Source organism: Streptomyces kaniharaensis, assembly GCF_009569385.1.
Taxonomy (GTDB): domain Bacteria; phylum Actinomycetota; class Actinomycetes; order Streptomycetales; family Streptomycetaceae; genus Kitasatospora; species Kitasatospora kaniharaensis.
In genome coordinates this window covers 4393704-4411880 of sequence record NZ_WBOF01000001.1, presented here as the reverse complement: position 1 = coordinate 4411880, position 18177 = coordinate 4393704, and the positions used below count along the sequence as shown (strand labels likewise).

Sequence of the window (18177 nt, the reverse complement as noted above, 5' to 3'; positions counted from 1 at the left end):
CGTCCGCGGCTTCCGGACACGGCCGCGGCCGGTGCCCGGAATCCGGACACCGGCCGCAGATCGCTCACGGAGCGTGACGTCAGTTGAGCGCCATCTCGTCGGTCAGATTGGCCTCGGTGCTCGGCAGGCCGAGCTCGGAGGCGCGCTTGTCGGCCATCGCCAGCAGGCGGCGGATCCGGCCGGCCACCGCGTCCTTGGTCAGCGGCGGGTCGGCGAGCGCGCCCAGCTCCTCCAGCGAGGCCTGCTTGTGCTGCATCCGCAGCTGGCCGGCCGCGGCCAGGTGCTCGGGCACCTCCTCGCCGAGGATCTCCAGCGCGCGGGCCACCCGGGCGCCGGCCGCCACCGCGGCCCGGGCCGAGCGGCGCAGGTTGGCGTCGTCGAAGTTGGCCAGCCGGTTGGCGGTGGCCCGGACCTCGCGCCGCATCCGGCGCTCCTCCCAGGCGAGCACCGACTCGTGCGCGCCGAGCCGGGTCAGCAGCGCGCCGATCGCGTCGCCGTCGCGGATGACCACCCGGTCCACACCGCGGACCTCGCGGGCCTTGGCGGGGATGCCGAGCCGGCGGGCCGCGCCGACCAGGGCGAGGGCGGCCTCGGAGCCGGGGCAGGTGATCTCCAGCGAGGAGGAGCGGCCGGGCTCGGTGAGCGAGCCGTGCGCCAGGAAGGCGCCGCGCCAGGCCGCCTCGGCGTCGCAGGTCGCCCCGGAGACGACCGCCGGGGGCAGGCCCCGGATCGGGCGCCCGCGGCCGTCCACCAGTCCGGTCTGGCGGGCGAGCAGCTCGCCGTCCTTGACCACCCGGACGACGAAGCGGCTGCCGCGCCGCAGACCGCCGGGGGCCATCACCACGAGGTCGGAGGAGTGCCCGAAGATCTCCAGGAGGTCCTTGCGCAGCCGCCGGGCCGCCGCACCCGTGTCGAGTTCGGCCTCGATCACGATGCGGCCGCTCACGATGTGCAGCCCGCCTGCGAATCGCAGGATCGCGGACACCTCCGCCTTGCGGCAGCACGCCCGGGTGACCGGGAGCCGGCTGATCTCGTCCTTCACCGCTGGAGTCATCGCCATGGCCCGATCCTTCCATGTGTCCGGAAAATCCGGTCGTACGCTGCCGCCAACAGCTCCGGGTCGTGTCGCGGGGTGCCGTCGGTGCGGGCGACACGGCCGAGCACCAGGGCGGCGCCCATCCGCTCGGCGGCCTTCTCCAGACCTTCCAGGTCGGCCTGGCCGAAGGCGCCGCCGGTGACGGCCCGCTCGTCCACCAGGATCGCATCCACGGCGAGGTCGGGAGCGTGATCGGCGATGACCTCCAGGTGGCGCTGCGGGGTGAAGCCCTCGGTCTCGCCGGGCTGGGGGGCCAGGTTCAGGGTGAGCAGGCGGCGGGCGCGGGTCTGGACGAGCGCCTTGGCCAGATCCGGCACCAGCAGGTGCGGGAGCACGCTGGTGAACCAGGAGCCGGGTCCGAGCACCACCCAGTCCGCCTCCCGGACCGCCGCGACGGCCTCCGGGACGGCCGGCGGCTCGTCGGGGAGCAGCCGGATCGACTGCACGGTGCCGGGGGTGACCGCGACGTCGGCCTGGCCGCGGACGGCCGTCACCTCGCCGGGGCGGGCCGGGTCGTGGCCGCGGACGCTCGCCTCGATGTCCAGCGGCACGGCCGACATCGGCAGCACCCGGCCCTGGACGTTCAGCAGCCGGCCGACCCAGTCCAGGGCGGCCACCGGGTCGCCGAGCTTCTCCCAGAGGGCGACGATCAGCAGGTTGCCGACGGCGTGGCCGCCGAGCTCGCCGCTGCCGGTGAAGCGTTGCTGGATCACCTCGGACCAGGTGCGGCCCCAGTCGTCGTCCCCGCACAGCGCCGCCAGCGCCTTGCGCAGGTCGCCGGGGGGCAGTACGCCCAGCTCGGCGCGGAGCCGGCCGCTGGAGCCGCCGTCGTCGGCGACGGTGACGACGGCGGTCAGGTCGCTGGTGAGCCGGCGCAGCGCGGACAGCGAGGCGGACAGGCCCTGGCCGCCGCCGAGCGCGGTGATCCGGGGGGCCGGGTTGGCCCGGGCGGCGGGGCTGCTGCGCGGTCGGCTCGGCGCCGGGGTCCGTGCCGGGCCCCCCGACCGATCGCCGGACCTGTGCTGCGGCTGCCACCCGGGCACGTATCCCGACACACCCACCTCGCGTTCCTGTTCGCCCGCCGCCGGCCCGGCCGGCGGCCCGGCGGGGAGGAGGCGGTTACTCCCGTCCCATGTCTCGGTGGACCAGCACCGTCTCCACGCCGTCGGCGATGAGACGCTTGGTCAGGCGCTCGGACATCGCGACGCTGCGGTGCTTGCCACCGGTGCAGCCTACGGCAAGCGTCATGTAGCGCTTCCCCTCCCGGCGATACCCCTCGGTGACGACGCGCAGGAGCTCGGCGTAACCGTTCAGGAACTCGTTGGCACCGGGCTGCTGGAACACGTAGTCGGCGACGTCGGCGTCGGTGCCGGTACGGGCGCGCAGCTCGGGCACCCAGTGCGGGTTGGGCAGGAACCGGCAGTCCACCACGAGGTCGGCGTCGACCGGCAGGCCGTACTTGAAGCCGAAGGACATCACGGTGGCGCGCAGCTCGGGCTCGTCGTGGTCGGCGAACTGGGCGTCCAGCTTGGCGCGCAGCTGGTGCACGTTGAGGTTGGAGGTGTCGATCACGAGGTCGGCCTCGCCGCGCAGGTCGCGCAGCAGGTCGCGCTCCTGGGCGATGCCGTCGACGATCCGGCCGTCGGCCTGGAGCGGGTGCGGGCGGCGCACGCTCTCGAAGCGGCGGACCAGGGCCTCGTCGGAGGAGTCCAGGAAGACGACCCGCAGCCGGACGCCGCGCTTCTCCAGCTCGTCGAGCGAGGTGAGCAGTTCGTCGAAGAACTGGCGGCCGCGGACGTCCACGACGACGCCGATCCGGGCGACGTTGCCCTGGGAGCGGGCGCCGAGGTCGACCATGGTCGGGATGAGGGCCGGGGGCAGGTTGTCCACCACGAACCAGCCGAGGTCCTCCAGGCACTTGGCGGCGGTGGAGCGGCCGGCTCCGGACATGCCGGAGATGATCACCAGCTCCGGCGCGTTCTCGGCCACGTCTGACACGGTCACTTCGGTTCCCCGCTCTCGGTCTTTCTGCTGGGGAGCACGCGCATGGCGCGGTCGCGCCGGGCCGGCTGACGGACGGCGTCGGCCGTCATGGCGTCTCCTGGGATGGTGCGGTCGTGGGTGCTGCGGCCACCGGCGTGGCGGCCTGGTCGGCCCCGTCCTCGATGATCTCGCCGGTCGCGGTGTTGACCGCGGGTGCGGCGGGTGTACGGGACGACAACGCCGCCGCAACAGTCTCCGCCGTCCGGCGTCCGATGCCGGGTACGGCGCAGAGTTCGTCGACGGTGGCGGCGCGGAGCTTCTTCAGCGAGCCGAAATGCTTGAGCAGCGCCTGGCGGCGAGTCTCGCCGAGCCCCGGGACGGAGTCCAGTTCCCCGGCGGTGAGTCGCCTGGAACGCTTGCTGCGCTGGTAGGTGATCGCGAAGCGGTGGGCCTCGTCGCGGACGCGCTGGAGCAGGTAGAGGCCCTCGCTGCTGCGCGGCAGCACGACCGGGTCGTCCTCGCCGGGCAGCCAGACCTCCTCCAGGCGCTTGGCGAGGCCGCAGAGGGCGACGTCGTCGATGCCGAGCTCGTCCAGGGCCCGCTTGGCGGCGGCGACCTGGGGCTGGCCGCCGTCGACGACGAGCAGTTGGGGCGGGTAGGCGAAGCGGCGCGGGCGGCCGCCCTCATCCCGTGTTGCTGTCGGGTCGATCGCGCCGGCCGGGGCGCCTTCGGCCGCGGCGCCCGGGTCGTCGGCCTCGGGGACGACCCACTCGCCGGTCTGCTCGCGCTCCTGGAGGTAGCGGCGGAAGCGCCGGCCGATCACCTCGTGCATCGAGCGGACGTCGTCCTGGCCCTCGAATCCCTTGATCTGGAACCGCCGGTACTCGCTCTTGCGTGCCAGGCCGTCCTCGAAGACGACCATCGAGGCGACCACGTCCTCGCCCTGGAGGTGGGAGATGTCGAAGCACTCGATGCGCAGCGGGACGGAGTCCAGCTCCAGCGCGTCGGCGATCTCCTGGAGGGCGCGGCTGCGGGTGGTGAGGTCGGAGGCGCGCTTGGTCTTGTGCAGCGCCAGCGCCTGCTGGGCGTTGCGCTGCACGGTGGCCATCAGGTCCTTCTTGTCGCCGCGCTGCGGGATCCGCAGGTCGACCTGGCTGCCCCGGAGGCCGCAGAGCCAGTCCTTGACCGGGTCGGCCGGGTCGGGCAGCGAGGGGACCAGCACCTCGCGCGGGACGGACTCGCTGCCCCCGCCGTAGAGCTGCTGGAGGGCGTGCTCCACGAGGCCCGCGGTGTCGACGTCCTCGACCTTGTCGGTGACCCAGCCGCGCTGGCCGCGCACCCGGCCGCCGCGGACGTGGAAGATCTGGACGGCGGCCTCGAGTTCGTCCTCGGCGACGGCCAGCAGGTCGGCGTCGGTGGCGTCGGCGAGCACGATGGCGTTCTTCTCCATCGCGCGCTTGAGGGCGCCGATGTCGTCGCGCAGCCGGGCCGCCTTCTCGTACTCCATCTCCGCGGCGGCCTCCTGCATCTGCTCTTCCAGCCGGCGCAGGTAGTTGCCGGTGCGCCCGGCCATGAAGTCGCAGAAGTCCTCGGCCAGCGCCCGGTGTTCGTCCGCCGAGACCTTGCCGACGCAGGGCGCCGCGCACTTGCCGATGTAGCCGAGCAGGCAGGGCCGGCCGACCTGCCGGGCGCGCTTGAACACGCCGTTGGAGCAGGTGCGGACGGGGAAGACGCGCAGCATCAGGTCGACCGTCTCGCGGATCGCCCAGGCGTGCCCGTACGGACCGAAGTAGCGCACGCCCTTCTTGTGCGCCCCGCGCATCACCTGGACCCGCGGGAACTCCTCGTCGAGGGTGACGGCGAGCTCCGGGTAGCTCTTGTCGTCGCGGTACTTGACGTTGAACCGCGGGTCGAACTCCTTGATCCAGGAGTACTCCAGCTGGAGCGCCTCGACCTCGGTGGCCACCACCGTCCACTCGACCGACGCGGCGGTGGTGACCATCGTCGCGGTGCGCGGGTGCAGCCCGGCCAGGTCCTGGAAGTAGGACGACAGGCGCGGGCGCAGGCTCTTGGCCTTGCCGACGTAGATGACCCGGCCGTGGGCGTCGCGGAACCTGTAGACGCCCGGCGAGGTCGGGATCGCGCCCGGAGCCGGGCGGTAGGTGCTCGGGTCAGCCATGGCTCCACCGTACCGAGTCGGGCCGGGGCCGCGGAGGGGAGATCAACTGGTCGGAGATCAACTGCTTCAGCTCGGAGTCACCTTGAGGTTCCCGCCCTCGACCGTGACGGTGTAGGCGGGCAGCGGGGTGGGGGCCGGGCCGTCCTGCACGGCGCCGTCGGTGATGGCGAACCGGCTGCCGTGGCACGGACACTGGATCTGCTGGTTCTTCACCTGGTCGACGATGCAGCCGGCGTGGGTGCACTTGGCGCTGAACGCCTTGTACTGCCCGGCGGTCGGCTGGGTCACGACGATCCGCTGCTCGCGGAAGACCTTGCCGCCGCCCTCCGGCACCGCCGAGGCCGGGCCGAGGTCCACCGGGCCCTTGGCGGCGCCGCTCGCGCCGGAGGAGCCGGCGGACGAACCGCAGCCGGTGACCGCCACGGTGCCGCCGGCCGCCAGGACGGCCGCGGCGCCGCACAGCAGGGTGCGGCGGGAGGTGGCGGGGCTGCTCTCGGGGCCCTCTGGCATGGGTGCGGACATCGGTGCGCTCCTGCGGTTTCGGCTGCTGCGTGGGACCACGGAAGTCTATGCGGCACGGCGCCCACCGCTCCCGGGCGCGGGAGCGGTGGGCGCCCTGGGGCTACTTCTTCGCCGCGGCGGCGGCCCGCTTGCGCGGGGCGCGGGCCCTGGCCGGAGCCGGGACGACCGGGGCGTCGGCGAAGTCGCCCGGGAGGATGTCCCGGAGGAACTTGCCGGTGTGGCTCTCCGGGACGGCCGCGATCTGCTCCGGGGTGCCCTCGGCGACCACGGTGCCGCCGCCGGAGCCGCCCTCGGGGCCCATGTCGACGATCCAGTCGGCGGTCTTGATCACATCGAGGTTGTGCTCGATGACGATCACCGTGTTGCCCTTCTCGACCAGCCCGCTGAGCACCTTGATCAGCTTGCTGATGTCCTCGAAGTGCAGGCCGGTGGTGGGCTCGTCCAGCACGTAGACCGTCCGCCCGGTGGAACGCTTCTGCAGCTCCGACGCGAGCTTGACGCGCTGCGCCTCGCCGCCGGAGAGCGTCGGCGCGGACTGGCCGAGACGGACGTAGCCGAGGCCGACGTCGTTGAGCGTCCTGAGGTGGCGGGCGATCGCCGGGACGGCCTCGAAGAAGGCAAGCGCCTCCTCGATCGGCATGTCCAGCACCTCGGCGATCGACTTGCCCTTGTAGTGCACCTCCAGCGTCTCCCGGTTGTACCGGGCGCCGTGGCAGACCTCGCACGGCACGTAGACGTCCGGCAGGAAGTTCATCTCGATCTTGATGGTGCCGTCGCCCGAGCAGTTCTCGCAGCGCCCGCCCTTGACGTTGAAGGAGAACCGGCCGGGCAGGTAGCCGCGGACCTTGGCCTCCTGGGTCTCCGCGAAGAGCCGGCGGACGTGGTCGAACACCCCGGTGTAGGTGGCCGGGTTGGAGCGCGGCGTGCGCCCGATCGGCGACTGGTCGACGTGCACCACCTTGTCCACCAGGTCGGTGCCGGTGATCCGGGTGTGCCGGCCGGGCACGCTGCGGGCGCCGTTCAGCTCCCGGGCGAGGTGGGTGTAGAGGATGTCGTTGACCAGCGTCGACTTGCCGGAGCCGGAGACGCCGGTGATCGCCGTGAAGGTGCCGAGCGGGAAGCCGACCGTGACGTCCTTGAGGTTGTGCTCACGGGCGCCGTGGACGGTCAACTGGCGCTTGCCGTCCCGCTCGCGGCGGGCCGCCGGGATCGGGATGGACCTCTTGCCGGACAGGTACTGGCCGGTCAGCGACTCCTTGTTGCCGAGCAGCTGCTTCAGCGAGCCGGAGTGGACCACCTTGCCGCCGTGCTCGCCGGCGCCCGGGCCGATGTCGACCACCCAGTCCGCGGTCTTGATGGTGTCCTCGTCGTGCTCGACGACGATCAGGGTGTTCCCGATGTCGCGCAGCCGCACCAGCGTCTCGATCAGGCGGTGGTTGTCCCGCTGGTGCAGGCCGATGGACGGCTCGTCCAGCACGTACAGCACACCGACCAGGCCGGAGCCGATCTGGGTGGCCAGCCGGATGCGCTGGGCCTCGCCGCCGGACAGCGTGCCGGCCGCGCGGTTGAGCGAGAGGTAGTCCAGGCCGACGTCGACCAGGAAGCGCAGCCGCTCGTTGACCTCCTTGAGGACCCGCTCGGCGATCTGCTTGTCCCGGTCGTTCAGCTTCATCGCACCGAGGAACTCGGCGCAGTCGCTGATCGACATCGCCGAGACGTCGGCGATCGAGCGGCCCTCGACGGTGACCGCGAGCACCACCGGCTTGAGCCGGGTGCCGTCGCAGGTCGGGCAGGGCACCTCGCGCATGTAGCCCTCGAAGCGCTCGCGGCTGCTGTCGCTCTCCGCCTCGGTGTGCCGGCGCTGGATGAACGGGACGGCGCCCTCGAAGCCGGTGCTGTACGAGCGCTCGCGCCCGAAGCGGTTGCGGTAGCGCACCTGCACCTGGTGCTTGTGCCCGTACAGCAGCGCCTTCTTCGCGCGGGCCGGCAGCCCGGCCCACGGGATGTCGGTGCGGAAGCCCAACTCCTCGGCGAGCGCGTCGATCAGGCGCTGGAAGTACTCCTTGGCGTGGCCGGCCGACCACGGATGGATGGCGCCCTCGTCGAGCGAGCGCTCCGGGTCGGGGACGACCAGCTCCGGGTCCACCTCCATCCGGTTGCCGAGGCCCGAGCAGTCCGGGCAGGCGCCGAACGGCGAGTTGAAGGAGAACGAGCGCGGCTCCAGCTCCTCGAACGACACGTCGTCGTACGGGCAGTAGAGGTGCTCGGAGTACATCCGCTCGCGCTCCGGGTCGTCCTCCGGGAGGTCGACGAAGTCGAGCACGACCATGCCGCCGGACAGCCGCAGGGCCGTCTCCACCGAGTCGGTGAGCCGCCGCTTGGCGCTCTCCTTGACGGTCAGGCGGTCGACGACCACCTCGACGGTGTGCTTCTCCTGCTTCTTGAGCTTCGGAGGCTCGGCGAGGTGGATCGTCTCGCCGTCGACCCGGGCGCGGGAGTAGCCCTTGGACTGGAGGTCGGCGAAGAGGTCGACGAACTCGCCCTTGCGCTCGCGCACCACCGGGCTGAGCACCTGGAAGCGGGTGCCCTCGGCGAGCTCCAGCACCTTGTCGACGACCGCCTGCGGCGACTGCTTGGCGATCGGCCGGCCGCAGTGCGGGCAGTGCGGCTTGCCGATCCGGGCGAACAGCAGGCGCAGGTAGTCGTAGACCTCGGTGATCGTGCCGACGGTCGAACGGGGGTTGCGGTTGGTGGACTTCTGGTCGATCGAGACGGCCGGGGAGAGGCCCTCGATGAAGTCCACGTCGGGCTTGTCCATCTGCCCGAGGAACTGGCGGGCGTACGAGGACAGCGACTCGACGTAGCGGCGCTGGCCCTCGGCGAAGATCGTGTCGAAGGCGAGCGAGGACTTGCCGGAGCCGGAGAGGCCCGTGAAGACGATGAGGGAGTCGCGGGGCAGGTCGAGCGAGACGTTCTTGAGGTTGTGCTCGCGAGCACCGCGGACGATGAGGCGGTCGGCCACTGCTTCTGGCGCCTTTCTCCGGTGCGAGACGGCTTGCGGTGAGAGTGAGTGCTTCTTCCAGGATGCGGCAGCCAGCCTATAGCTCAGACGTTCGAATCTCGACTTTGTCCAGTGGAGTCCACCCGATCGAGTGAGAGCGATCTCCGGACCGTCCGCACCCGGACCGAAAAAGGCCTGCTCAGGGCTCGGGTTCGGCGGTAGCGTCGGCTGGTCAACGAGCGAAGCCCCCGCGGGCAACGCGCCGTCTCCCACAGAAGGCCCGATTCGATGACCGACCCGCAGTCCGCCGCCGCGTCCGCCGCCCGGTACCTGGCCCTGGTGGAGGAGAGCACCCGGAACCTGCTGCAGACCGTCTCCGAACTCAAGCCCGAGGCCGTCGCCGAGCCCTCCGCGCTCCCCGGCTGGACCCGCGGCCACGTGCTGGCCCACATCGCCCGCAACGCCGACTCCCTGGTCAACCTGCTGAACGGCGCCCGCACCGGCACCGACATCCCGCAGTACGCCAGCAACGAGGTCCGCGACCAGGACATCGAGCGCGACGCCCCCCGCCCGGTGGACGTCCACCTCGCCGACCTGGAGGCCAGCCACGAGCGCTTCGCCGCGGCCGCCGCCCTGCTGCCCGCCGAGGCCTGGACGGCCGACGTGCGCCACCGCACCGGCTACGTCTTCCCGGCTTCCGACATCCCCTGGAAGCGCCTCGCCGAGGTCGCGTACCACCACGTCGACCTGGACGCCGGCTACACCCCCGCGCAGTGGCCGGAGGCGTTCGCCGTCACCGAGTTCCGCCGCCTCGCCACCAAGCTCGCCGGCACCGACCTGCCCGCCGTCGAGCTGATCGCCGACGACACCGACGACCGCGGTCTGATCGGCACCGGCGAAAACGCCCTGACCGTCCAGGGCCCGGTCCGCACCCTGCTCGCCTGGCTCTCCGGCCGCTCCGACGGCGAGGGCCTGCGCCGCACCCCCGGGACCGCGCTCCCCCAGCTTCCCCCGCTGGGCTGACGGCGCGAGGATGATCCCAGGACCGACACAACGAGGAGCGGACGGATGACGTACCACGGAGCGGTCAAGGTCGGCGGGCCGCCGGACGTGCGCGAGCTGGCCCACCTGATCATCACCAAGGTGGCCGTCGGCCCGTACGACAACAACGCCTACCTGCTGCGCTGCCGGGCCACCGACGAGCAGCTGCTGATCGACGCGGCCGCCGAGGCGCCGGTGCTGCTGGAGACCGTCGGCGACGAGCTGGCCACCGTGGTCACCACCCACCGGCACCACGACCACTGGGGCGCGCTCGCCGAGGTGGTCGCCACCACAGGGGCCCGGACGGCCGCCGGGGAACACGACGCCGAGGGCATCGACGTCCCCACCGAGCTGCTGCTGAAGGACGGCGACAAGCTGCTGGTCGGCCAGGCCGAGCTGACCGTCCGACACCTGGTCGGCCACACGCCCGGCGCGATCGTCCTGATCTACGACGACCCGCAGGGCCACCAGCACGTGTTCACCGGCGACTGCCTCTTCCCGGGCGGCGTCGGCAACACCTGGGGCGACCCGGAGGCCTTCAGGACCCTCTTCCGGGACGTCAACGAGAAGATCTTCGACGTCCTCCCGGACGAGGCCTGGGTCTACCCCGGCCACGGCAACGACACCACGCTCGGCGCCGAGCGCCCCCACCTGGACGAATGGCGCGAACGCGGCTGGTGACGGAGTCCGGGCTGGCCGGCTCCCGCCGGAGCCGACCAGCCCGGAAGTCGGCGGCGTTCACTATCAGCCGCCCGAGAGATGCCGAGCGCACGCACACAACGGCTCCATGCAGAGGCACACCAGGACGACGGCGCCGGACACCTCCCGGATACCGCCGGGACAGGCCCAGTGCGCATCCAGCTGGCACTCGGCGCTGACGTAGCGCCCGGCTTTGCCCACGTCGAAGCGGATCACGATGCCGGTCGGCGTGTCCGGCCGGCGGGCGGCAGCGGTCACGACCAGGCCCCCGTGTCGATCATGTTGAAGTCCTCCAGCTCGACCCAGACGATGACCTCGCCGGTGGCATCGGTGGAGCCCCATTCACAGCCCGACCGGAGGATGTCGAGCATCTCGGTCCATTGCATGGACGAGGTGTCGGCAGGTGCGGTCGTCGAGAGCCGCACGCGACCGGTTCTCCCTTTGCTGAGTCGCACGGGCGCCCCGGCAGCCTGAGTGAGAGCAGCCCTGAGAAGGCTTGTGCGCATGCTGATCTGCACCGAAGTCCCCCTATCGGCACGGCGAAATCGTATCGATAGAGTAGCGCCGAGCGCGTTACGGTGTCAGCCGCAACGCACTGTTGGGAGCGAGGAGGCCGAGGCGTGAGCGATACGCCCTCTTACCTGCATGTCGCGGACGCGCTGCGCGGCCACATCACGTCCCGGCGGCTTCAGCCAGGCGATCGAATGCCGTCCATCAGTGCGCTCCAGCGCGATCACGGCGTCTCGACCGGTGTGATCCAGCGGGCATATGCCGTGCTGATCGACGAAGGGCTCGTGCTCGCACGCCCGGGCGCCGGTTACTACGTCAAGTCCCAGGAGCCACCGGCCGTTCTCGTACGGCGCCAGCGCGGGGCGCCCGGCGACGGATCACCGACGGAGGCCACCCTCGCCCGGCAAGGAGTGGTCGGGACCTGGCGGCACGAGTCGCAGCCTCGTGCCGCGGACGCCCGGATCGCGGCCCGACTGGAGATCCAGCCCGGCGATCCGGTGATGCACACCGGCTACGTCTACCTGGCCGACGGCGAGCCGGCCCAACTGGCCGAGAGCTGGGAGCCCATGGCGATCACCGGCGGAAGCCTGATCGTCCTGCCGGAGGCCGGTCCGCATGCCGGAATCGGCGTCGCCGACCGGATGGCGCTCATCGGCATCGAGGTCGGCGTGCCGGTCGAGCGCGTCACCGCCCGCCAGGCCAGCCGGTCCGAGGCCCAGACGCTCGGCGTCGCGCCCGCCGTGCCGGTGATGGCGATCGAGCGCACCTACTACGACCAGGCCGCTGGCCGCCCCGTCGAGACCGCCGACATCGTGCTGCTCGGCTCGCGCTGGGTCGCCGAGTACGGTCGGCGCCCGTAGGACTGAGCCCCGCCGCCGGATGACGAATCCGGCGGCGGGGCCCCAAGTCGTGCCGTCCCGATCAGGCGTCGAGCTTCGCGGGCTCGTGCTCGGCCTGCTCCTGCCGCTTCTTCGAGGCCGTCAGGCTGGTCACCGTGGTGACGGCCAGCACGACCACGATGAAGCCCAGCGAGAACGGGATGCCGATCTCCGGGACGTGCGCGCCGGTCTCGTGGGCGGCGTGCAGGACGAGCTTCACGCCGATGAAGCCGAGAATCACCGACAGGCCGTACGACAGGTGGACCAGCTTCTTCAGCAGGCCACCGATCAGGAAGTACAGCTGGCGCAGGCCCATCAGGGCGAAGGCGTTGGCGGTGAAGACGACGTACGGGTCCTGGGTCAGGCCGAAGATGGCCGGGATCGAGTCCAGCGCGAACAGGACGTCCGTGGTGCCGATCGCCAGCATGACGATCAGCAGCGGGGTCATCAGCCGGCGGCCGTTCTCCCGGACGAAGAGCTTCGTCCCGTGGTACTTGTCGGTCGACGGGAAGCGCCGCTCGATCGACTTGAGCAGGCGGTTCTCCTCGAACTCCTCGTCCTCGCCGTCGGCCCGGGCCTCCTTGATCAGCTTCCACGCCGTCCAGACCAGGAAGCCGCCGAAGACGAAGAACACCCAGGAGAACTGGGCCACCAGGGCCGCACCGCCGGCGATGAACGCCCCGCGCAGCACCAGCGCGATGATCACGCCGAACATGAGCACGCGCTGCTGGTAGACCTTGGGCACCGCGAACTTGCCCATGATCAGGATGAACACGAAGAGGTTGTCGACGCTGAGCGACTTCTCGGTGATGTAGCCCGCGAAGAACTCACCGGCCGGCTGCCCGCCGGAGTGCCACCAGAGGAAGCCGCCGAAGAGCACCGCCAGTACGACCCAGACCGCCGTCCAGATCCCGGCCTCCCTGATCGAGACCTCGTGCGGCTTGCGGCCCCCGATGAAGAAGTCCGCCACGATCAGGGCGATCAGCACACCGATCGTGGCGGCCCACATGGCTACGGAAACGTCCACTGCTGCTCCTCCGGCAGGTAGGCGAGACGGTCATCGTCACTGCCGGAGGTCTCTTCCGCCCGCCGGGCTGCACCCGGTACGGACCAGCGCCCCGGGGCGCCGCGACGGGCACCCGTGATGACGGGACGACTGCAAGGGGAATACTCCCCTCCGCTGCCGTCGAGAGTAACAGCGGGGCCAAGTAAAGGCAAAGAAGGTAAAGGCCTCCTACAGGTGCGGCTCGATCGCCGGGAGCAGGTCCTGGAAGGTCCGCCCCCTGGCCGGCGCGCCGATCGCCTGCATCTCCCAGCCGCCGGCGCCGTCCCGGACCACCTTCGCCATGATCTGGCCGGTGTGCGGGCCTCCCCCGGCCAGCTCGTAGCGGGCCAGCTCCACCCCTGTCGTCTCGTCCACCAGCCGGCAGTGCGCGTTCCGCACCTCGGCGAAGGTCTGACCGGTGTACGAGCTCACCGTGAACACCACCTGGGTGATGTGCGCCGGCACGTGCAGCAGGTCCACCAGGATCGCCTCGTCGTCGTCCGCGCCCGAGCCGCCCTCCAGGTTGTCCCCGGTGTGCCGGACGGAGCCGTCCGTGCTCTCCAGGTGCTGGAAGAACACCACGTCGGACGGCGTCCTCTCGGCGTACAGCAGCGCCGAGGCGTCCAGGTCGATCTTCCGGGTGCGGCTGCCGAACAGGCCCCGCTTGGGCGCGGCCTGCCAGCCGAGCCCCATCCGGACCACGGTCAGCGCGCCGCCCGAGCCCTTCTGGAGACTGACCCGCTGACCCTTGGCAAGGTTCACCGACACGACGTTGTCCTCTCTGCCCGGCCACGCGGTCGGCCCCGCGCGGCTCCCCGGTGGAACACCCCGTCGCCGTCCCCCGGCTGAGGCCCCCTATTCCCGGGCTCGCCACCCCGTCCCGGGCGTGCGATGCCGCAGGCCAGCCTATGGCCTGCGGCACCCCTGACCCCCACGCGTTCGCCGCTTTATGACAAGGCTGAGACACCGCCGGGCTTGACCGGTGTCATTCCGGCCACGCCCGGCAGTACCCGCAGCGGAATCTCGGAGCGGCGACTCGGAGCGGCGACTGGTCGCGTCAGGCCACACCCGCCTCCCGCATCTGCCGCAGCTCCTTCTTCAGCTCCTTCACCTCGTCGCGCAGCCGTGCCGCGACCTCGAACTGGAGGTCCGCGGCGGCCGCGTGCATCCGGTCGGTCATCGACTGGATCAGCTCCGCCAGCTCGGCGGCCGGCAGGCTCTCGCCCTGCTTGCGCTCGATGCCCAGGGCCGGCGTCGGGGCCTTGCCGCCCTTCTGGCCGGCGCCGCGGTAGCCGGTGGAGAGCAGCTCGTCGGTGTCCACGTCCTCGCGGGCGAGGGTGTCCAGGATGTCGCCGATCTTCTTCCGCAGCGGCTGCGGGTCGATCCCGTGCTCCTTGTTGTAGGCCTGCTGCACGGCCCGGCGGCGATTGGTCTCCTCGATCGCCCTCTCCATCGAAGGGGTGATCCGGTCCGCGTACATGTGCACCTGGCCGGAGACGTTACGGGCGGCGCGCCCGATCGTCTGGATCAACGAGGTGCCCGAGCGCAGGAAGCCCTCCTTGTCGGCGTCCAGGATCGCCACCAGGGACACCTCGGGCAGGTCCAGGCCCTCGCGGAGCAGGTTGATGCCGACCAGCACGTCGTACTTGCCGGCGCGCAGCTCGCGCAGCAGCTCCACCCGGCGCAGGGTGTCCACGTCGCTGTGCAGGTACCGGACCCGGATGTCGAGGCCGAGCATGTAGTCGGTGAGGTCCTCGGCCATCTTCTTGGTCAGCGTGGTGACCAGGACGCGCTCGTCCCGCTCCACCCGCTTGCGGACCTCGTGCACCAGGTCGTCGATCTGGCCCTCGGTCGGCTTGACGATCACCTCGGGGTCGATCAGGCCGGTCGGGCGGATGATCTGCTCGACCTGGCCGTCCCCGCGGGACAGCTCGTACGGGCCCGGGGTGGCCGACAGGTACACCGTCTGACCGGTCCGCTCCAGGAACTCCTCCCACTTCAGCGGGCGGTTGTCCATCGCGGACGGCAGCCGGAAGCCGTGTTCGACCAGGGTGCGCTTGCGCGAGGCGTCGCCCTCGTACATCGCGCCGATCTGCGGGACGGTGACGTGCGACTCGTCGATGACCAGGAGGAAGTCCTCCGGGAAGTAGTCCAGCAGGGTGTTCGGCGGGGAGCCGGGCTCGCGGCCGTCGAAGTGCATCGAGTAGTTCTCGACGCCCGAGCAGGTGCCGATCTGGCGAAGCATCTCGATGTCGTAGGTGGTGCGCATCCGCAGCCGCTGGGCCTCCAGCAGCTTGCCCTGCTTCTCCAGCTTGCCGAGCGTCCCCTCCAGCTCCTTCTCGATGCCGACGATCGCCCGCTCCATGCGCTCGGGGCCGGCGACGTAGTGCGAGGCGGGGAAGACGTAGACCGACTCGTCCTGGCTGATGATCTCGCCGGTGAGCGGGTGCAGGGTGTACAGCGCCTCGATCTCGTCGCCGAACATCTCGATCCGGACGGCGAGTTCCTCGTAGACAGGGAAGATCTCGATGGTGTCGCCGCGCACCCGGAAGGTGCCGCGGGTGAAGGCGACGTCGTTGCGCGCGTACTGGATGTCGACGAAGCGGCGCAGCAGCACGTCCCGGTCGATCTCCTCGCCGACCTTGAGCGGCACCATCCGGTCGACGTACTCCTGCGGCGTGCCGAGGCCGTAGATGCAGGAGACGGAGGCGACCACGACCACGTCCCGGCGGGTGAGCAGCGAGTTGGTCGCGGAGTGCCGCAGCCGCTCGACCTCCTCGTTGATCGAGGAGTCCTTCTCGATGTAGGTGTCCGTCTGCGGGACGTACGCCTCGGGCTGGTAGTAGTCGTAGTACGAGACGAAGTACTCGACCGCGTTGTTCGGCAGCAGCTCGCGGAACTCGTTCGCCAGCTGCGCGGCCAGCGTCTTGTTCGGCGCCATCACCAGGGTGGGCCGCTGCAGCTTCTCGATCATCCAGGCCGTGGTGGCCGACTTGCCGGTACCCGTGGCACCCAGCAGGACGACGTCCTTCTCCCCGCCCGTGATCCGCCGCTCCAGCTCGGCGATCGCCGCCGGCTGGTCCCCGTTGGGCTGGTAGGGACTGACGACCTCGAAGGGCGCCACTGACCGCTCAATACTCGTGATGGGTCGCACGAGTCCACCGTACGACCCACCACGGACAAGCGGTGCCTACTTCGCGCTGTCGCGGGCGAGGGCGACGAGGCGGGAGATGGCGCGGAGGTACTTCTTGCGGTAGCCGCCGCGGAGCATGTCCTCGGGGAAGACCTGGTCGAAGGGGATGCCGGAGGCGGTGATCGGCAGTTCGCGGTCGTACATGCGGTCGGCGAGGACGACCAGGCGCAGGGCGGTGGACTGGTCGTCGACCTGGCGGACGCCGCGCAGGCAGACGGCGGTCACGTCGTCCAGCATGGCGCCGTAGCGGCTGGGGTGGACGGCGGAGAGGTGGGCGAGGAGGGCGTCGAAGTCGTCGAGGGAGGCGCCGGTGGTGCGGGCGGCGACGGCGTCGACGGTCTCGTCGGGGTAGGGCGGCGGGGCGTCCGGGAGGCCGCGGTGGCGGTAGTCCTGGCCGTCGATCCGGGTCGGACGGAAGTGCGCGGACAGGCCCTGGATCTCGCGCAGGAAGTCGGCGGCGGCGAAGCGGCCCTCGCCCAGCTTCTCCGGCAGGGTGTTCGAGGTGGCGCACAGCTTGACGCCGGCGTCGACCAGGCGGCCGAGCAGGGTGGAGACCAGGACGGTGTCGCCCGGGTCGTCGAGCTCGAACTCGTCGATGCAGAGCAGCGTGTGCCCGGAGAGGGTCTGGACGGCCTGCTGGAAGCCGAGCGCGCCGACCAGGTTGGTCAGCTCGACGAAGGTGCCGAAGGCCTTGGGGCCGGGGGCGGTGTGCCAGAGCGAGGCGAGCAGGTGGGTCTTGCCGACGCCGTAGCCGCCGTCGAGGTAGACGCCGGCCGGGCCGGTGGGCGCGGGGGCGCTGCGACGGAACCAGCTGCGCTTGGGCGCGGAGCCGTTGCCTCCGCCGAGGGTGCCGGCGAACTGCTCCAGGACCTGGACGGCCTCGTACTGGCTGGGCTGGTTCGGGTCCGGAATGTACGTCCCGAAGCTCACGTCGGCGAACCGGGGCGGCGGGACCATCTCGGCGACCAGCCGCTCGGCGGGCACGACGGGACGGCGGTCGGTGAGCGCGATCGGGGAGCCGGCCGCGCTCGCGGCGGCTATCGGCTCGGTCGCGGTGGCGGAGTGGGGAGCTGCGGGCACGTTAGTAGAGGGTACGCCTGGTCCCGAAGCCCCCGGGACGGGCCACCGGCGGGCGACTCCCGGTGGAAGACTGGCGGTATGCAACTGTTGATCAGCCCGTTGGGCGAGCCGGTCGCCGACCCGTCCTCGCTGGAGTCGCTCGCCGCTGTCTACGCGTACCCCGACCAGGTGAACCGGGGCCGCCCGTGGCTGCGCGCGAACATGGTGGCCGGGCTGGACGGCGGGGCGAGGCTCGACGGCCTGTCCGAGGGCCTCTCCGGGGACGCCGACAAGCGGATCTTCGGGGTGCTGCGGGCGCTGTCCGACGTGGTGCTGGTGGGCGCGGAGACGGTCCGCGCGGAGGGCTACCGGCCGGGCCGGGCCCGGGCCGAGTTCGCGGCGGCGCGGGCGGCGGCCGGGCAGGCCCCGGCCCCGGCGATCGCGATCGTGAGCCGGTCGCTGGCGCTGGACCTGAGCGCTCCGCTGTTCACCGAGCCGCTGGTCAGGACGGTGGTGATCACCACCGCGGACGCCCCGGCCGAGCGCCGCCGCGCGGTGGCCGAGGTGGCCGACGTCGTCCTGGCCGGGGAGGGCTCGGTGGACCTGCGGGCGGCTGTGGCCGCGCTGGTGGAGCGGGGCTGGACGCGGTTGCTGAGCGAGGGCGGCCCGCGGCTGCTGGGACAGCTGGCGGCGGAGGGCCTGCTGGACGAGTTGTGCCTGTCGCTGGCCCCGTTGATCACGGGCGGCGACGCGCCGCGCATCATCCACGATGCGCAAATGCCTGACGCGCAGCGGATGCGGCTGGTCTCATTGATCGAGCAGAAAGGATTCCTTTTCACCCGTTACCTGCGTCACCTGCGTCCGGATGACCCCGTGACCCCCGGAGAGTGATCCCGTTCCCCTTGGGGGCCTTTCGTCCGCGCGGCCCGCGTGCCGGGCGAGCAGCGGGCCGAAGGCCTCCGCGGGCACGG

At 71.5% G+C, this 18177-nt stretch carries 16 protein-coding genes; 4 read left to right on the top strand and 12 right to left on the bottom strand.

The genetic code is table 11. The features are described from left to right. Nucleotides 1–79 precede the first annotated feature (79 nt). From whiA to uvrA, 6 genes are all read right to left on the bottom strand, one after another. A complete protein-coding gene (gene whiA, locus F7Q99_RS19760; RefSeq protein WP_153463186.1) occupies nt 80–1060 on the bottom strand; it encodes a DNA-binding protein WhiA in 981 nt (326 codons plus the stop codon). Then, nucleotides 1051–2151, bottom strand: coding sequence for a gluconeogenesis factor YvcK family protein (locus tag F7Q99_RS19755; RefSeq protein ID WP_407697866.1), 1101 nt, complete (start codon nt 2149–2151; stop codon nt 1051–1053). The genes whiA and F7Q99_RS19755 overlap by 10 nt, the downstream gene beginning before the upstream one ends. A 64-nt stretch (nt 2152–2215) precedes the next feature. Next, entirely contained in the window at nt 2216–3100 is an 885-nt protein-coding gene (rapZ, locus tag F7Q99_RS19750; protein ID WP_195911269.1) for an RNase adapter RapZ, read from the bottom strand. 85 nt (nt 3101–3185) lie between these two features. Beyond that, a complete protein-coding gene (uvrC, locus tag F7Q99_RS19745) occupies nt 3186–5258 on the bottom strand; it encodes an excinuclease ABC subunit UvrC (protein ID WP_153463182.1) in 2073 nt (690 codons plus the stop codon). Between the two features lie 66 nt (nt 5259–5324). Continuing rightward, a complete protein-coding gene (locus F7Q99_RS19740; protein ID WP_230210267.1) occupies nt 5325–5780 on the bottom strand; it encodes a Rieske (2Fe-2S) protein in 456 nt (151 codons plus the stop codon). A gap of 100 nt (nt 5781–5880) precedes the next feature. Beyond that, the gene (gene uvrA / locus F7Q99_RS19735) at nt 5881–8802 is read right to left on the bottom strand and encodes an excinuclease ABC subunit UvrA (RefSeq protein ID WP_326846898.1); all 2922 of its coding nucleotides are present in this window, start codon (nt 8800–8802) and stop codon (nt 5881–5883) included. A 267-nt stretch (nt 8803–9069) separates the two neighbouring features. On the opposite strand from uvrA, the gene F7Q99_RS19730 reads away from it, so the two are divergent. Both F7Q99_RS19730 and F7Q99_RS19725 read left to right on the top strand, forming a co-directional pair. Continuing rightward, the gene (locus F7Q99_RS19730; protein ID WP_153463180.1) at nt 9070–9804 is read left to right on the top strand and encodes a maleylpyruvate isomerase family mycothiol-dependent enzyme; all 735 of its coding nucleotides are present in this window, start codon (nt 9070–9072) and stop codon (nt 9802–9804) included. Between the two features lie 45 nt (nt 9805–9849). Continuing rightward, complete coding sequence (locus tag F7Q99_RS19725; RefSeq protein WP_153463178.1) at nt 9850–10503, top strand: MBL fold metallo-hydrolase; 654 nt, start codon at nt 9850–9852, stop codon at nt 10501–10503. Nucleotides 10504–10566: 63 nt separating this feature from the next. Here F7Q99_RS19725 and F7Q99_RS19720 read toward each other — a convergent pair whose 3' ends face one another. Next, complete coding sequence (locus F7Q99_RS19720) at nt 10567–10779, bottom strand: hypothetical protein (RefSeq protein ID WP_153463176.1); 213 nt, start codon at nt 10777–10779, stop codon at nt 10567–10569. Next, nucleotides 10776–10946 carry a hypothetical protein gene (locus F7Q99_RS19715; RefSeq protein WP_153463174.1) on the bottom strand — a complete coding sequence of 57 codons (171 nt, stop codon included), beginning with the start codon at nt 10944–10946 and terminating at the stop codon, nt 10776–10778. The genes F7Q99_RS19720 and F7Q99_RS19715 overlap by 4 nt, the downstream gene beginning before the upstream one ends. A gap of 153 nt (nt 10947–11099) precedes the next feature. Here F7Q99_RS19715 and F7Q99_RS19710 point away from each other — a divergent pair, with 153 nt between their 5' ends. Beyond that, nucleotides 11100–11891: a GntR family transcriptional regulator gene (locus F7Q99_RS19710; RefSeq protein WP_326846897.1), complete on the top strand. Its 792-nt coding sequence runs from the start codon at nt 11100–11102 to the stop codon at nt 11889–11891. A 61-nt stretch (nt 11892–11952) separates the two neighbouring features. Here the strand turns inward: F7Q99_RS19710 and F7Q99_RS19705 are convergent, their stop codons facing one another. The 4 genes from F7Q99_RS19705 to zapE all read right to left on the bottom strand — a co-directional run bounded on the left by F7Q99_RS19705 (nt 11953) and on the right by zapE (nt 17227). Then, entirely contained in the window at nt 11953–12936 is a 984-nt protein-coding gene (locus F7Q99_RS19705; protein WP_326846896.1) for a TerC family protein, read from the bottom strand. Between the two features lie 207 nt (nt 12937–13143). Beyond that, nucleotides 13144–13722, bottom strand: a complete 579-nt coding sequence (locus F7Q99_RS19700; protein ID WP_326846895.1) for a TerD family protein — start codon at nt 13720–13722, stop codon at nt 13144–13146. A gap of 289 nt (nt 13723–14011) precedes the next feature. Next, complete coding sequence (uvrB, locus tag F7Q99_RS19695) at nt 14012–16108, bottom strand: excinuclease ABC subunit UvrB (protein WP_326846894.1); 2097 nt, start codon at nt 16106–16108, stop codon at nt 14012–14014. A 36-nt stretch (nt 16109–16144) separates the two neighbouring features. Continuing rightward, nucleotides 16145–17227 (bottom strand): cell division protein ZapE, encoded by a 1083-nt coding sequence (gene zapE, locus F7Q99_RS19690; protein ID WP_407697808.1) that lies wholly within the window; start codon nt 17225–17227, stop codon nt 16145–16147. Between the two features lie 78 nt (nt 17228–17305). Here zapE and F7Q99_RS19685 point away from each other — a divergent pair, with 78 nt between their 5' ends. Next, the gene (locus F7Q99_RS19685) at nt 17306–18097 is read left to right on the top strand and encodes a pyrimidine reductase family protein (RefSeq protein WP_153463170.1); all 792 of its coding nucleotides are present in this window, start codon (nt 17306–17308) and stop codon (nt 18095–18097) included. Nucleotides 18098–18177 lie beyond the last annotated feature (80 nt).